General features: G+C 42.6%; 17 protein-coding genes and 1 pseudogene. 12 read left to right on the forward strand and 6 right to left on the reverse strand.

Features of this window, described 5'->3' with window-relative positions; genetic code table 11:
* Positions 1–1,091: 1,091 nt before the first annotated feature.
* Positions 1,092–1,361: a phage integrase N-terminal SAM-like domain-containing protein gene (locus tag H8K36_RS19715; protein ID WP_408058391.1), complete on the reverse strand. Its 270-nt coding sequence runs from the start codon at positions 1,359–1,361 to the stop codon at positions 1,092–1,094.
* A gap of 232 nt (positions 1,362–1,593) precedes the next feature.
* On the opposite strand from H8K36_RS19715, the gene H8K36_RS19320 reads away from it, so the two are divergent.
* The 12 genes from H8K36_RS19320 (at position 1,594) to H8K36_RS09475 (ending at position 8,108) form a co-directional block, all read left to right on the forward strand.
* A complete protein-coding gene (locus tag H8K36_RS19320; protein ID WP_186915912.1) occupies positions 1,594–2,040 on the forward strand; it encodes a DMP19 family protein in 447 nt (148 codons plus the stop codon).
* 113 nt (positions 2,041–2,153) lie between these two features.
* A complete protein-coding gene (locus H8K36_RS09425) occupies positions 2,154–2,516 on the forward strand; it encodes a hypothetical protein (protein WP_186915911.1) in 363 nt (120 codons plus the stop codon).
* Between the two features lie 88 nt (positions 2,517–2,604).
* Positions 2,605–2,877 carry a hypothetical protein gene (locus H8K36_RS09430; RefSeq protein WP_186915910.1) on the forward strand — a complete coding sequence of 91 codons (273 nt, stop codon included), beginning with the start codon at positions 2,605–2,607 and terminating at the stop codon, positions 2,875–2,877.
* 70 nt (positions 2,878–2,947) lie between these two features.
* Positions 2,948–3,208, forward strand: coding sequence for a hypothetical protein (locus tag H8K36_RS09435; RefSeq protein WP_186915909.1), 261 nt, complete (start codon positions 2,948–2,950; stop codon positions 3,206–3,208).
* Between the two features lie 97 nt (positions 3,209–3,305).
* Positions 3,306–3,911 (forward strand): hypothetical protein, encoded by a 606-nt coding sequence (locus H8K36_RS09440; RefSeq protein WP_186915908.1) that lies wholly within the window; start codon positions 3,306–3,308, stop codon positions 3,909–3,911.
* Positions 3,912–4,635: 724 nt separating this feature from the next.
* A complete protein-coding gene (locus tag H8K36_RS09445) occupies positions 4,636–4,986 on the forward strand; it encodes an Imm8 family immunity protein (protein ID WP_186915906.1) in 351 nt (116 codons plus the stop codon).
* 101 nt (positions 4,987–5,087) lie between these two features.
* Positions 5,088–5,588, forward strand: coding sequence for an HAD family hydrolase (locus H8K36_RS09450; RefSeq protein WP_186915905.1), 501 nt, complete (start codon positions 5,088–5,090; stop codon positions 5,586–5,588).
* 113 nt (positions 5,589–5,701) lie between these two features.
* On the forward strand, positions 5,702–5,971 hold the full coding sequence (locus tag H8K36_RS09455; RefSeq protein ID WP_186915904.1) for a hypothetical protein: 270 nt from the start codon (positions 5,702–5,704) through the stop codon (positions 5,969–5,971).
* Between the two features lie 89 nt (positions 5,972–6,060).
* The gene (locus H8K36_RS09460; RefSeq protein WP_186915903.1) at positions 6,061–6,459 is read left to right on the forward strand and encodes a hypothetical protein; all 399 of its coding nucleotides are present in this window, start codon (positions 6,061–6,063) and stop codon (positions 6,457–6,459) included.
* Positions 6,460–6,540: 81 nt separating this feature from the next.
* Positions 6,541–7,236, forward strand: a complete 696-nt coding sequence (locus H8K36_RS09465) for a DUF1963 domain-containing protein (RefSeq protein ID WP_186915902.1) — start codon at positions 6,541–6,543, stop codon at positions 7,234–7,236.
* Between the two features lie 107 nt (positions 7,237–7,343).
* A complete protein-coding gene (locus H8K36_RS09470; RefSeq protein ID WP_222611184.1) occupies positions 7,344–7,685 on the forward strand; it encodes an immunity protein Imm33 domain-containing protein in 342 nt (113 codons plus the stop codon).
* A 54-nt stretch (positions 7,686–7,739) separates the two neighbouring features.
* Positions 7,740–8,108, forward strand: a complete 369-nt coding sequence (locus H8K36_RS09475) for a hypothetical protein (protein WP_186915901.1) — start codon at positions 7,740–7,742, stop codon at positions 8,106–8,108.
* A 197-nt stretch (positions 8,109–8,305) separates the two neighbouring features.
* Here the strand turns inward: H8K36_RS09475 and H8K36_RS09480 are convergent, their stop codons facing one another.
* From H8K36_RS09480 to H8K36_RS09490, 5 genes and pseudogenes are all read right to left on the reverse strand, one after another.
* On the reverse strand, positions 8,306–9,664 hold the full coding sequence (locus tag H8K36_RS09480) for a type II toxin-antitoxin system HipA family toxin (RefSeq protein ID WP_186915900.1): 1,359 nt from the start codon (positions 9,662–9,664) through the stop codon (positions 8,306–8,308).
* A 3-nt stretch (positions 9,665–9,667) separates the two neighbouring features.
* Positions 9,668–10,120: a helix-turn-helix transcriptional regulator gene (locus H8K36_RS09485; protein WP_186915899.1), complete on the reverse strand. Its 453-nt coding sequence runs from the start codon at positions 10,118–10,120 to the stop codon at positions 9,668–9,670.
* 722 nt (positions 10,121–10,842) lie between these two features.
* Positions 10,843–11,245: pseudogene (locus tag H8K36_RS19325) on the reverse strand (IS3 family transposase); the annotation flags it as partial.
* Between the two features lie 738 nt (positions 11,246–11,983).
* Positions 11,984–12,106, reverse strand: a complete 123-nt coding sequence (locus tag H8K36_RS19490; protein WP_255423125.1) for a hypothetical protein — start codon at positions 12,104–12,106, stop codon at positions 11,984–11,986.
* A 1,337-nt stretch (positions 12,107–13,443) separates the two neighbouring features.
* A complete protein-coding gene (locus H8K36_RS09490; protein WP_186915898.1) occupies positions 13,444–13,773 on the reverse strand; it encodes a hypothetical protein in 330 nt (109 codons plus the stop codon).
* Between the last annotated feature and the right edge of the window lie 272 nt (positions 13,774–14,045).

The following is a 14,045-nucleotide window of genomic DNA, read 5'->3' on the forward strand; positions in this document are numbered from 1 at the left end:
TGCTATACGGGCTGATACAGAGCTATTCAGACTATTTGTATCGAATCGATCATTCGCCAAAACTTAGATGATCAAGCCATCGATAACTCATCAGTTAAAAACATGCAAAGCTCTGTTCAACATTCGATTGAAGTTCACAGGCACATCGCATTTCCAGTGCCGGAAGACGCGTCTTGAACCTGATTCATCTCGATATCAAGATTTATTAGCAATGAAGACCGTGACAAACGTGGTCGGGATGATGAAGTCCAAAAGGAAAGGGGTTGCAAATAGCTGCAACCCCTTGCCCCCTATCACAGTACTTACCTAGTATTTACTAAGTAGTTTTGAATTAGCATTTAAATCAAGTAGACGAAGGCTAACAGCGATTGTTATGTTTCACAAGAATTTTCCCACCTGAATCTACCCAATATTTCGCTTTAGCCTTTGATTGAAAAAAATACTTGGATAAATTTGGCTTTTCTTGGAATACATTATTCTAGGATCGCCTAGCGCGTTGATTCAGCAAAAAAAGTGTGGCTCCAAGAACGTTGAATTAAACGACTTGCGCGTAGCGGCCGAGGCGCGCAATGGTAAAGGCGGCAGGCCCTCCAAAAACACGATCATCGTGTGTATTGATCACGCTCTTCTCCACAAACAGGCCGCAATCAGTGCGCACCGGTTCAATTACAATTAACCTGCCATATGCTCGAAACTTACACCCCTTAGATAAAGTTTCGCACAAGAATATGCCAAATTTAGCCAACATTAATTTTTAAAGTTGCTATCTACATAAACTTCGTACAAGCCTATTGCAAATTCATGCTCAGTTTTTTTGGGTACTTTTGGTGCGTCAATCGTGTGTGGACTGCGGTGATTTTTGATTGCAAAAGCCACTCAAATTTTCGTCTCATATGACATTTTCTAGAAGCAGTAATCTAGCTATTGTTTGGCCAGTCGTAATAAGAATTTGCTTTTTTGTGAGGAAACTCGCATCGTTTAGAGGGTGTAGTGCCCCAAATTAGTCATTGCATTTAGTCTTAAACGTAGTCGCTGTATTCCGCCCCAAGAATGGCAAACGGAATTCTTATTACAAACAGTGACTTACTTAGTTAAACACTGAGGTGACGAAGACATTGATGAATATTGGCTTTGCGGGGTGTTTCAAAGACTTTGTCGCACTGAAGACAATTTTGAACACACAAAACCGAACACACAAAGCAAGGGAAAACTCGCCGTTTATTGGCGAACATCGTCAAGAATTCCTCTACTTCTCGCAAGCCCATTTCGATAGGATGCCTTCGACCAGACCGTATGCTGAAGAAACGTATCAAATACCCACACAGTTTTTCAGTTGACAGACTGTAGTGCTTATAGCGCAATCATTCTCGAACTTGGTCTAATAAACGTGGTTTCGGCGCTGTCGGCAAAGTGATGTTTTTGTCCATTTCGTTATGCTGTATAAATGTACAGTATAACCAAATATAGCAAGCAATCATGGGGGTCTCAAGGCATTTGAAGCAAGTTGTCTTTTTGAACACTCCGAGTTAAGCTTCACTTTTGCAAATTAAATAAACGTTATACAGGTCTGAGATCGAGTAAAGGTATTAATAAGTGACTGAAGAAATTTTAGCTCAATATGTGGCCGCGATCCGATCGGCTGTAATCGCTGACCCCAAGCACGAACGACCTGTGGGCGATGTTGGGAACATCACGTTACTTCATTTTTTCGGATACAACGTCAGTAATGGAGGTTTTGCTCAGCTAATCTTCAACGCACAAGGTCAGTATATGCAAGAGTTTGAAGATATGTTGTTGACGTCCGGCTCGCTGATCAGCCATCAATATTATGTGCAGGCGATAAGGGAGTGTTTGGACGACCGAGAGAATTTCGATCAGTTTATGAATAGTGACTTCGTTTCTCCAAACGCGCTCAAAGACAGGTTGCATTTGCTGACTGTCGAGTATTTCCGCGCAGGAGGTGACTTAATGAAAGAGGCATCAGACTACTTTCTCAAAATACAGCCTAAAGTAGAAAGTTGGATTGCAAGCCATGCGTAACATTCTGTATAACTTGTCGCTCAACTCGGAATCAACGATGAAGCCGTTGATCCCGGTAGCTTAACGTTATGCATCAAATGAATTATCGCAAAACCGAGTATGAGGAATTGAACGTGCAAGCGCGTTGGCTTGATGCTGAAAGAGCAAAGCACGCGTATGACTTTGCGCTTCAATTCGGTCATAAAAATCGATATGGTTTGAACGAAAGTACGGTGAGTGAAATTGAAAGACATCTCATTGAAAGCCAAAGTGTTGCGAAAGCGTGGCTTAAATCTCGAATGCTAGAATCTGGAACCGTACAAATTATTTATGGCGACGAAGAGGTTTGTGTTATCGAAGCTAAGGATTTCATTGAAAAATGGAATGATATTTTTATGGCCGCAAGGGACGATGCTATTGTTCTACACAACTTAAATCGCACAGTTCTGTTTTATTGTCACGAAGAGGAATTCGAAATTGGGCAGCGTAATGCATAACAGAGTGGTCGATCGGACTGGCCGCCATGCGGCTCAGTATTTTTCTAATTTGTGGACGGCCATCCGTTCACCGTTGCGTTAAGACTCAATGAACATAAAAGACATAATTGGGATGATCTTCTGCGGCGCTGGTGCCACAATCGGTACAATAGGGTATCGACTTCTAGGTCTACAATGGTACTTTGGGTCGGGTATTCTATTAGCCATTGGTGCATATTTCATTTGTGATGCAGCTCGTGATCGAAAATTGCGTGATGCATTGGATGAAGTACCTGGTGATTGGGGCGATCGGCACTATACCTCGGGCGCAAGTTCTACGGATGGTTTTGATGATGGAGGAGATTATGGAGATGCGTCTTAACTTACCGATCAACACGGAATCAACGTTGGCGCCGTTGATCCGGGCAGCTCAACATTAGGCATCAAATCAAATGAGACCACTAGAGCGAATCGATGAAATTTCCGATCTCATTAGAGAGATTTGGAATGAGAACCCAGATATGAGATACATGCAGCTACTCTACACATTGCAATCGAGCTTTTCTCAGAAAAATATGGATGTTGGAAAGGTAGAAGAACGCGTGGATAGAGCCTACCCAAGAATAGGATTTGACTTATTTAATGTCGAGGACGAAGAGTTTAAAATTTTCCTTGAGAACTATCTATTTGAACAAAGAAAACGTAATGCTTAACAGGTCAATCGACGGAGAATCTCCAATGACTATTACACTTAAATTTATGACCGTCATGGCGATCTAGTCATCTCGGCGTTAGACCTCAATCCCCACCATGAAATTTTCCATTATCGTACTTTTTTTGATCGCCGCCTCCCACGTAGGTATTTCAGCTCAAGCTCAACAAGATTGGGCAGTCGAAGTGAAACAGAACGCACGTAATTATCGTAAGCTGGACAATGTTCAACTGAAGCGGGCGCCCTTCGACATCAATTTTACAGGGCCAAAGACTATGGGCTATGCTATCGTCGCGGCAACCTCGTGTGAAGGCCTGGAACAGTTGAAAAGTCCATCTCAAATCTCGACGCTGATACGTTCGACAAACATTGCAGCGGAGAGCGCCTCGCCTTCTGAAAACACATATATCGGCATCAACACTCCCGGTACGCTCACGCCAGATATGAGTAGCGCTCATACCTGGTCGGAGCGCAAGGATGACGACATTCATAGCTTCCAGAGTTTCGTCGTTGATGCTGAAGACCGATTGACAGCAACCAGAAAAATAGAAACTATTCTCCTTTATCTTCCGGGCGACAAGACAAAGGAAGTACCTGTCGAACAGTACCCTTATCGAGAAGCATGCATCTTTATGACGGGACTACCGCCAGTTGGATACATGGCACATGTGCAGCCTAAGCTGATACGCATTGTCTTCCATTAATACAGCGGTATAACAGAATGGTCGATCAGACTGGCCTCAGCTACGCTGCGGCAAGCCCTTTAGCTCTGCGTTGAATCGCAAACACGGAAGGTATCAAATGAAAGAAGAAACCCCAGCAGAGGTAATTGCGCGTTGGTTCAGAACTCCGAGCTCCCCTCAAATTGTCCTAAGATGGCTGGCGATCGCCCCGGCAGTTATTTGCATTGCTTTAGCCTCACAACTTATTCTTCTTTTTATACTTTCGTTTCTTAATGTTGGCAGCACAGAGAGCTTAAATTGGCTAGCCAACATAATCAACGCTGCGTTCGTTCCATTTCTAATAATTGTGCTCGCGACACCGATTGCTCCAACCTCTCGCAAATCAGCGAGCATTGGGCTTGCGATACTAGCGTTGGTTCTTGTTTCGCTCTCTCGACTTGCTTCAGAGCTTTCACATCCTACTATCACGCCCTGGCGCGAAATCTGGCTTGCCGTTTCAATAGCACTTTGTGGCACTAGCATTTGGTTTGGTCTACGTTATACTCATCGTGTAAAGTGAGTTGTCATTCGATCGGCTTGAGAAGATTCGATCTCAGTTGCTATCGACGCGAGAGAATCAAAGGGCTAGATATTTATTTAGGATCGGTTCAACAAGACTTTCGAAAATGGCGCGCTAATAGGCGTCTCCCTTAAATTTACAGATTCGCGTGCGCGCCTTACAAATAAACGTTAGCTTTCAATCTTTATGCACCTCGAAATTAAATCAATTTTCAGTATTGAACTGGATAAAGAAGAAGAACCCGAATCGCCGAAATGCTGCTGCGTGAGCATCAGGGCGCAAATCGGTATCCGTGGTAAAGAAGCGTCTGAACAGTTTAATTTCTACGCGATTACTCCAGAGTTTCTTTTAGAGTACCCAGAAGTTCGATGGGGTAGAGGATATTTATTGTTGCCGGAATTTTCCTGGAACGAAGTCGAGCGTATGCTTGAAAAGTTGATTTCGGGTATTTCTGCAAGTTCATGGGAAGATGCAGCTTTAAGACTAAATAGCTATTTGGAGTGGGAATTTGACAACTACCAATCCGTCGACCGCTGAAGTCGCTAACGGGACTATCGACAGAGAAACGCCGATGCCAATGTCGCATAAATTCTTGACCGTCGTAGTAATCTCGACATTTCAACGTTAGCGCCCATTCCATGACCTCACGCCGGCTTATCATATTTGATCTTGACGAGACGTTAGTTCATGCGACTGAGACGAAATTATCGTATGAGCCCAATTTCGTGGTTGAGCCTTACTTCATTTATTTGCGTCCCTATGTTCATGAACTTCTGAAGTTCACTGCGAATCGATTTGATATTGCCGTGTGGTCTTCATCAAGCCCACAATATGTGATGGAGGTTACAAAGCAAATATTCGGCGAAACGTATCCACTCAAATTTGCTTGGTCAATCGAAAAATGTGTTCAAAAGGTCGATGCGAAGACAAATAGCTATGTCTACGTAAAAGACTTGCGGAAGGTTCAGAGCCAAGGATATATCGTAGAGAATATTACGATTGTTGATGACAGTCCTGAGAAAATAGTACGGCAACCTCGAAGCCATTTGCTAGTTAAACCCTACCAAGGAGAATGTGACGACGTTGGTTTGATTGCTGTGCAAGAAGCCCTTGAAACGTTGAATTTGCATTTATACTAATAAGGACATTGCGCTAATATGGCATTAGAAAATGATGCGCGAATAGGCTCTTTTTTAAAACTTATTGATTGGCGCGCGCGCCTTTCAAATCAGCGTTAGGTATTGAAATCCGTATGCATCCGTTTAATAAAATACGATGTAATAGCATTGGATATCGACAAGGGTTTATAGAAATACTGCCCAATATCCATCAAGGCCATATTAATATAGAAACCTGGTCGGTTCACCCTGAAACAGATATTTCTAATATTGACATTTCTGATGACCAAATATCTGATGAAAGTGTTGAGGGAAATACAGAGCTTGAAATGAGTATTGATCAAGCAGAACAATTGATTGCCTTGCTTCAAGCAGCTATATCAGAAGTTAAATCTGGTGGGTAAAATACCTAACAGGATGGTCGATCAGGCTAGCCGTGATGCGGCGCGATATCTATTAAATTTGTGGGCGGCCAGCCGTTCACCGTTACGTTATGCATAGTGCTCAATTAAAATCCATTGGCAACCGTAGATGTCTTGCATTCGAGATTGCAGAATCAATCGATGGAGAATTATTAGAGGTAAATATTTGGGCTTGTGACGAGCATCTGACTTACTTTGATAATCAGGTCCATATTCCTTCTTTTGTTTACTCAATGCAGCGAGAATATTCATTTCTAAGAACTGCGACAACGCAACAAGATCACCCTTTTTTCGTACATGGGCCAACTACTGATGATGTTTCAGGAAAAATATCGATCGATGACGGTACGGCCAAAATTTCATTTACTTTAAGAAACGGTAATCAGTGTTCGTTTACAATTGAGGTGCAAGAACTCACACAAATATACGAGCGTGTATTAAATCAAATTGACTTCATTAAAAATGCATAACAAGATATTCGAGTTTGCTCCGCTTCGCTCCGCCGGACGCGCAAGCGCGTGCCGCTCAATTTTGCGTTAGGCTGTGTTCGAATGGAAATCGCAGAGATTAAGAAACAGTTGGCAAAGCCGGCGACAAAATTCTCAGCCGGTGGGTTTAGGCCAACGCATAGCGAGGACGAGAGCTGGCTTGGCCATGTCTTTCTATTCAGAGAGGATGAGTCCATTCCAAAAAATGACGCGGGAGAATCACTTCTGCCGTTGGCGCAATTTCACCTCCCAAGTCTTCCTTTTGTTCCCCTCTGCCTAAAAGATGTGCGTGTCTTAACCGTATTCATATCTGAGCCGTTTCCGGAGCAGTTTGAAAAAATGGGATGCAACTGGGTGGTACGTGAGTACTCTCACCAAGAGGTCCTTGTCAGAAAAGAAGTGCGTGTAGAGAGCTCGTATCTAAAGCCATTTCCGCTAAAAGCGGAACTTGTGCATGAGGACTACCCGCTATGGGACGGCGGCGGAGTTCCCTACGATGTTGAAAGAGAAGTTCTTCGCTTAGAGAAAGATGGAGAAATCGAAAGCTACTACGATCTAATTACGCACTCCTATGAGCATAAGATCGGTGGGTATCCTTCTTTCTGTCAATCAGGGGTTGATCCAGGCGATGGATTCGAGTTCGTGTTTCAGGTGTCCTCTGACTCAAAAATTAACTTGAACGTAGTCGACAATGGAAGCCTGATGTTTTGGAAACACCGCACATCAGGAGAGTGGGCTATCTACTATGACTTCTACTAGCCATCAGCGTAACTCGAAAGTCGAGTGGGACAGTCACAAGCTGCGCTTGTGGCTCCCTGCGCTTCGCTCCGGCTGCCCGTCAATTCCACGTTATACATCAAGGAATCATGCGCCAGTTAATTGAACAGACAGTGTGCCAGTGGCAAAATGTGGAGCCCAACATACCTTTGCCTGAATCAAAGCTAGGTATAGCATTAGGCACACTCGGAAAGGAACCAATAAATGGTCTTCGCCAAAATCCTGAAAATGGGACAAATGGCTGGTACATCTGGTGCGGAACGGAAATGCCTCTCGAAGATGATGCTTTTTCACCGTTACATGTTGAACATATAGATACCTATTTGGCGGGAATTAAAGAGTATCTTTCACTTCCACCCGGATATAGGTTTCTAATTGATGGAAATAATTATGAAGATGTGTGGTATGACGAGACATTACTCCATGCATAACTGGTCATTCGTTTCGGACGGCTGCGACGCCACACAACTCAAACGTTAAGTTCTATGCGTACTCTTCTCGCTGTGTTGAGTTTTATCGCGTTGCTCGGATGTACAGAACAAGCATCTACCAACACGCCTCTCCCGTCAAATGCTACATCCGAGTCTTTTGACGACATGCTGAGGCCTGACGATCCACACTTTTCCGCTGAGGAGCGACGTATTGTTTGGCGCGTGCAAGCCTACCTTGAGAAGAACACACAAAAGTCGGTCGATGCACGTTACAGAGTTAAGCAGACGAACGAGGGCTTTGAAGTATTTGCTATATTTATCCGCGGCTACTCAAATGGCCGTCCTTTAACTTCCCCCGGCGGTCACGTTACAGTTATTTTGCATTCAGATGGCAATGTTATTCGTTACATACCAGGAGAGTGAGACGATGACCGAACTTAACATTACATTCGAGGATGAATGGTCTTCCCCTGAGTATGTAGTCAGCATATTCGACGAGCTACTACCGCTTCCAAAATACTTCGAGAAATCATGAAACTCACAACAATCATCCCGGCACGAATGTTGGCGCGCTCTCAAATTTGACTAGCCGGCGGTGCGGTTAAAATTTTGGATGCGCGTCAACAACTTGCCGTTGCAACGAGGTTCGATTGACTAGCAAGAATGGCGGCCTGTTTTTGTATCCCCTCAATTATCGACTCGGCAAGGGATGGAGGGAAGTTTGCGGGCAATCTTCCATACACAGACTCAACAACTTTTGGGACCTGTCCAAGTACCTCTTCGATTATTTCTTCAGCATTGGTCGCGCCTAGGCCTACCTGTTTTGCCATACTAGACCAGTGTCGGCGTTGGATACGCTGGAGATGATAGTAGTTGGTGCTTCCACGGACTGCCATAGCTAGTTTAGCGTCTTGTGGTGAAATCATATTGCGTCCGGTACCAATAACTGGGTGTGCAGATAACACGTCATAAATTGGCGTTGCCCGATATCGAGCTTTCGGCAGTAAGAAAATACTGAAATTTTTTGCGTGTCCATCGGTTGCCGCGAGCAACCAAAAGATGATTTGGGTTTTAAAGAAATTTCGTCTGTCTTTTGCCGCCCTTTCGGAGCCCAACAATAGCCGCATAATTGCGTCAATCCCTGGTCCGCCATCTCTCTGATATTTATTGAGAGGTGAACATCCCGAGGCTTGACACATATCTTCTTGAGGAAGTCGAACAATCCAACTTTTATCGTCTGAATACTTCCGGTCAAATCTTTCTACAGCGAGCACTTTTTGTTCTTCAAACTGCAGAATCTCTGTCTTCGCAATCGGCAGATCAAATTCTTCAAGGATGATAGAACAGAGCCATTCATTTTCGACCGAGGTACTCATGTCCGCACGCATACTTCCGACCAATCCGAGCGGCAATTTCAATATATGTGTGGTTGGTGTACTTCCAATTGGTAAGTACCAACGTCCTTGATGGTATAGAAGAGCGTTTTTTTCCTGAGCACCAGCAATGGAAATGCGGAAATCTTGATCATCATCTGTGTGTCCAAACCCATTTGAATTGGTAGTATCACGCAATAATTTAGCTATCGCCCGTTCATCTAATGGACGCTTACGGATGGAAAACAAGTCTTCGGGCTGCATATCTTCAGGGAGTATTTGAGCTGCGCCCACGCAATCTCTACCTATTACCCCAAGCAGTTGAAATGGAGATGTGCCACCTGTATTGTGACGCATGGCGAGCCGACGTCGAATGATGTCGCTATCTGGCAATAAATTATCGAAATAGTTTATGACTACCTGACCAGAATAGGCATCATTGTTTGCCGTAAATGGCATCGACAATGACAATGGCCGTCCCCCCTCATCCTCTAGCCACTCATTAAAGTAAGTGAAAGTGGAAGAATTGGCTTTATTTCTCCATTGACCAACAGGAATACCGTTATGCCAAACATTTAGCGTATTGTGCTTTGCTCTGCTTGTCATGAATCACCATTTCGTCGTGTCTGAACGCTTGCTTAGTTTTACAGGTGATGCCAAGGCTCGTCTTTTGTTGTTTACGCTTGCTTCTTCTGCTTTCGATAAAGTGCTTGACCGCTTTTCTCTCGTGACGTTTTTTCCAATACTTTGTTCTACTTTGACATCTTGTGACTTTTTAACTTTGATAGGGCTGACAAACTTTTGGGGAGAGGCGCTAGTAATATCTCCCGTTATGGCTTGAGCCCCGGCCTGACTCGTAAAATTAATATCGATATTCAATAGCCTAAGAATTGTGTAAAGTCGTTCAACACTTGTGCTAGATAAATTTGATTCAATCTGTGCGTAAGCTTGTTGAGACACACCTAATTGCTCGGCCATTGCGGCTTGAGTCAAACCCGATTTTCGCCTAAATCCTTGAACAAGTGGCTTAAGTTGATTGAGCGTTTGAATTCGATATTCCATATGCGCCTCCTGCTGGCAATGTAGACTATCTACAAGTTTAACATTGTATTTCAACAATACAACATAAAGATTGTATTAACAAATTACAAGCTATGAATTGTAAATCAAAATTACAACATAAGAGTTGTTAAACGAAAATGCCTTCACCAAAAAGCGAGACTTAAAAAACCTACATTTCTCGGCCAAAAATACCCACTTGAAGCTAAAATTTCAACCACTTTTTCGCTCCGCCATTCTAAGAACAATTCAATTTCTCGGGGCAAGAATTTTCATGAAAAATATCGAATTGCGTAGAAAAAATATATCTAACCCATTGTTTTTAAATAATTTAATCGAGGATTTAAAATCCTTGTGTCGGTGGTTCGATTCCGCCCCGGGCCACCAAAAACATAAAGGGTTAGAGCCGTAGTAGGCACTAACCCTTTTTGTTCTTGGTGCTTTGGTAGGCTCTTGGGAGGCCGCTATTTTTCATCGATTCTGATGAATAATCACCCCAAAATCGACCCCTGCCCTATATTTCACACCAACCTAAGTCTGAGCGGAAAATTATCTCGAAATTCAACCAGAGAGCGAGTGATCGGTTGACCTAAATGACTAGGTAAAGAGCGTCGTATTTAGTTAAATATCACTATTTAAATGAAGTTTTAGCGATAAATAACTATATACGACTAATTAATGGTGATCCCCCCCATTTTTAACAGAGTTCAAAAATAGAGGCTATGCGGCCAGCGCAAATATTCGGGCCGTTCCCTTGCCAAACGCTTTTTGGGTTTGATTCGCAAATTCAATTCCAAACTCCGATAGGTTCGATAGACACGCTTGTGATTCCCACCGCAGCCTTTGACGTTGCGCAAGTACAAGAAACAGAGTCAAAAACCCTAATTGCCTTGTGAAGTGGTTAATCCGATTAACTAGCCGGCGATGATCTCGTTTTCTGTCGATAATTTTGTTTGATAGTGAAAGCAGGTTTGACTGATACCAAAAGCTTGAAAAGCTAACGATATCGAAGCAGCTTTGTAGTCCAAACTCATCGTGCCATTTGTCGCCTGCAGGATGGTTTTACCACTTTTTTTGAAATTTCTCCGCCACAATTTCAGCTTTGAGTCTCTCTCTTCCTCCCATTCTCAACACAATTTATGGCAATTTCACGTCCGGTTCTACATTGCTTTGTGTGTTCGGATTTATGTGTCTAAAACTGTCTTCAGTACGAAAAACTCTTTGAAAATCCCAGAAGGGTCAATATTCATCAATGTCTTCACCACCTCACTCTTTAACTTAGTAATTCACTGTTTCTATTAAAAATTCTGCTTACCATTATTAGTGCGGAATACAGTGGCTACGTTTAAGACTAAATGCAACGACTAATTTGGGGCATTGCGCTCTCTAAAAGATGCTATTTTCCTCGCAAAAAAATTCTTGTAACGACAGGCCAACCAATAACCAGATTTACGCACCCAGAAAATGTCATATTTGACGTAATTTCATATGACTTTCAAACTTGAAAGTCACCGCAGTCTTGACACAATCGACACACCAAAACCAAAAAAAATACTTGGCATAAATTTGGAATACCCTTGAACGAAATCTTTGTAGATAGCAATTTCGAAAAATGACTTTGGCCAGATTTAGCATAAATTTGTACGAAATTTATCACAGCCAAAAGCCACCTAATAAGCACCGAACACGCTTCGATTATTTATCCAAGCGAAAGCAACTAAGCCACTAAATATACAGCCAACTATTCCCTTCAACCTAGATCAAGGATTGGAGAGTGAAAGTAATAATCGCAAATAAAGCTCATTATCAGAGTTGTTCGGATTTACTCTGAAACAAACTAATGACAAAACAAAGATATGAAAAGGCTTATTGAAAGTTCTCTCGCTCAGCCAAAATACCTCGCATAAATCCTACGCACAGATAGACAGCGTAGATCACTGCAATTCCCATTACAGTGAAATAAAGTACGAGCGGGATGTTATAAGTCATTTTTATCTCCTAAAGATATCAATGTAGTTCAAGCCAATGGAATTGCAAGCAGCAAAATGGGCTACGAAAAATAGAGGATTATCGATTCAGTTTTCTCCATTACATTTGTAGTTTTACTTGTTTATTAGCAGAGAGTTCTCTTTCATTTGACACGAGATCGATTTGTGGAAAACTAAAGGTGCCATATCGCAAAGGTTATAAAGTACGATTTTGACATCCAACTCGCAAACACAAAAGAAATCTAACTACAGTTTTCGATTACCGTAAAATGATTCAAGCTTTAGAAAAAACAGTAGCGGGTACATCCATTATATCCACATGGAAAACCACATTAAAAAATACTCAAAGTTTTTGATCGACATTGTATTAGCGTCTGTGTGAGGAGCCACTACCGAAGTTAACAAATCCGTTTTTGAATTGGATTCAAAGAAAGGCTTTAAAAATATTCTTGAGGCATCAGGTCAAGCTTACTTTAGCCCTTTGAGAGGCTTTGTGAAAGGCGCATGTTTTGCCATGAAGAATAGCAAATACACGGTTGTTGATTCAAATGAAAATAATGAGGGCGACTCTTTCACAGGCCGTAAATAAATTCTCAAGATCGATATCCTGAGGGTTCAAGACACATAGCAGAACCAACTGTGTATTCATTTTCAAAAAATCAATACAAGGACACAAAAATGAGCAAAGAAAATCTAGATCATGAATTGATCAGCATAGCAAAATTCATTAGCGGAGCTTTCGCTGGAGTTGGAATTGCGTTCTCCGTCATAGAGTCAACTAGTTATCTCATCATAACCGGTGTAGCAGTATCTTGCTATGCGTTACTTATTGAGAGCGAACGTAGTCAGAATCAGTAGCTACGTATACCAATAGCTCTAAAAGATACGAACACCAATTTAATCTACAGGGACCAAAAGGCGCGAGGCCTTTTAGTCCCTTTACTTCGCTAAAGAGAAAATCAACGATATGTCATTTTCTTTTGGACCCACTCCTCAAATGCCGCCAACGGAAATAGTAACTTGCGACCGGACTTAAAGTGTGGTGGTATATCGTCTCCTTTACAAAGTCGATTTCGACCAATTCCACAAGTAATATCGAGAGCTGTTGGCGCGCACTCAAATTTGCCCCTTAATTGATATCTCGTGTGAAGACAGTCATGTTCACATACTTACGCTGACATAGGTATTCATATGGCATCGTCACTCTTCGCATCGAGTTAGCTGAATCAAGAGCGCAAAAAAAGACCGGAACGAGTCCGGTCTAAACAGGGGGTATTCATTTTGTTGGCGACTACGCTGATCCGGTGCCCCGCTCGATTCGACTGAGGCTTGGCCAACTTAGGTCAACGATAAGTCTCGTTGCTTCAATACCCGAACGGGCCGTTGAGGCCTCTGTAGTTTCCCTTCGGTTTTGATTGCCACCCACCATGCAACAGATTGCATGTGTTTGTTGTCCACTAAACGATGCAAGTTGCCGTGAAGACGCTGCTCTACGGTGGCGTTATCAATGTTCTTAAAAAATAAATTACTGCGACATTCGTGATAATAGATTTCGTCGATGAGCAAGCGCGCAACTAATTTGCGTGAAATGCGTAAAGACATCACAAGCATGGCGATCACCACCAATAACACGCCAATAATTAGGTAGGGCACTAAAGCTACTAACATGGTTTTCTCATCGGTCCACAAAATCAAAATTAACGATACGTCAACGCTTTTACATGAAGCCGTGGTGAATATATAGAAAGCAATGCTGTGCCTCAATCGTCCGAAAGTATGATTTATCATTTCTTTTTGATTACCCTGCTCGATTTCTCCTCTGAAGATGCCCTTTTGCTATCAACATTAGTTCTGTCACACTAGGCTCTTACAAAACAACAGCAGCAAGAAATGGCGATTAATCGCGGTACAATTTTTCATATAAAACAAGGCTCATGTTG

This window comes from Affinundibacterium nitidum (assembly GCF_014284155.1).
In the GTDB taxonomy this organism is placed as follows: Bacteria; Pseudomonadota; Gammaproteobacteria; order Burkholderiales; family Burkholderiaceae_D; genus Undibacterium; species Undibacterium nitidum.

What these genes read in the sequence shown, in the direction of transcription:
- H8K36_RS09430 (WP_186915910.1), top strand. Translation starts at nt 2,605, where the DNA reads ATGAACATAAAAGACATAATTGGGATGATCTTCTGCGGCGCTGGTGCC.
- H8K36_RS09435 (WP_186915909.1), top strand. Translation starts at nt 2,948, where the DNA reads ATGAGACCACTAGAGCGAATCGATGAAATTTCCGATCTCATTAGAGAG.
- H8K36_RS09440 (WP_186915908.1), top strand. Translation starts at nt 3,306, where the DNA reads ATGAAATTTTCCATTATCGTACTTTTTTTGATCGCCGCCTCCCACGTA.
- H8K36_RS09445 (WP_186915906.1), top strand. Translation starts at nt 4,636, where the DNA reads ATGCACCTCGAAATTAAATCAATTTTCAGTATTGAACTGGATAAAGAA.
- H8K36_RS09450 (WP_186915905.1), top strand. Translation starts at nt 5,088, where the DNA reads ATGACCTCACGCCGGCTTATCATATTTGATCTTGACGAGACGTTAGTT.
- H8K36_RS09455 (WP_186915904.1), top strand. Translation starts at nt 5,702, where the DNA reads ATGCATCCGTTTAATAAAATACGATGTAATAGCATTGGATATCGACAA.
- H8K36_RS09460 (WP_186915903.1), top strand. Translation starts at nt 6,061, where the DNA reads ATGCATAGTGCTCAATTAAAATCCATTGGCAACCGTAGATGTCTTGCA.
- H8K36_RS09465 (WP_186915902.1), top strand. Translation starts at nt 6,541, where the DNA reads ATGGAAATCGCAGAGATTAAGAAACAGTTGGCAAAGCCGGCGACAAAA.
- H8K36_RS09470 (WP_222611184.1), top strand. Translation starts at nt 7,344, where the DNA reads ATGCGCCAGTTAATTGAACAGACAGTGTGCCAGTGGCAAAATGTGGAG.
- H8K36_RS09475 (WP_186915901.1), top strand. Translation starts at nt 7,740, where the DNA reads ATGCGTACTCTTCTCGCTGTGTTGAGTTTTATCGCGTTGCTCGGATGT.
- H8K36_RS09480 (WP_186915900.1), bottom strand. Translation starts at nt 9,664, where the DNA reads ATGACAAGCAGAGCAAAGCACAATACGCTAAATGTTTGGCATAACGGT.
- H8K36_RS09485 (WP_186915899.1), bottom strand. Translation starts at nt 10,120, where the DNA reads ATGGAATATCGAATTCAAACGCTCAATCAACTTAAGCCACTTGTTCAA.
- H8K36_RS19490 (WP_255423125.1), bottom strand. Translation starts at nt 12,106, where the DNA reads ATGACTTATAACATCCCGCTCGTACTTTATTTCACTGTAATGGGAATT.
- H8K36_RS09490 (WP_186915898.1), bottom strand. Translation starts at nt 13,773, where the DNA reads ATGTTAGTAGCTTTAGTGCCCTACCTAATTATTGGCGTGTTATTGGTG.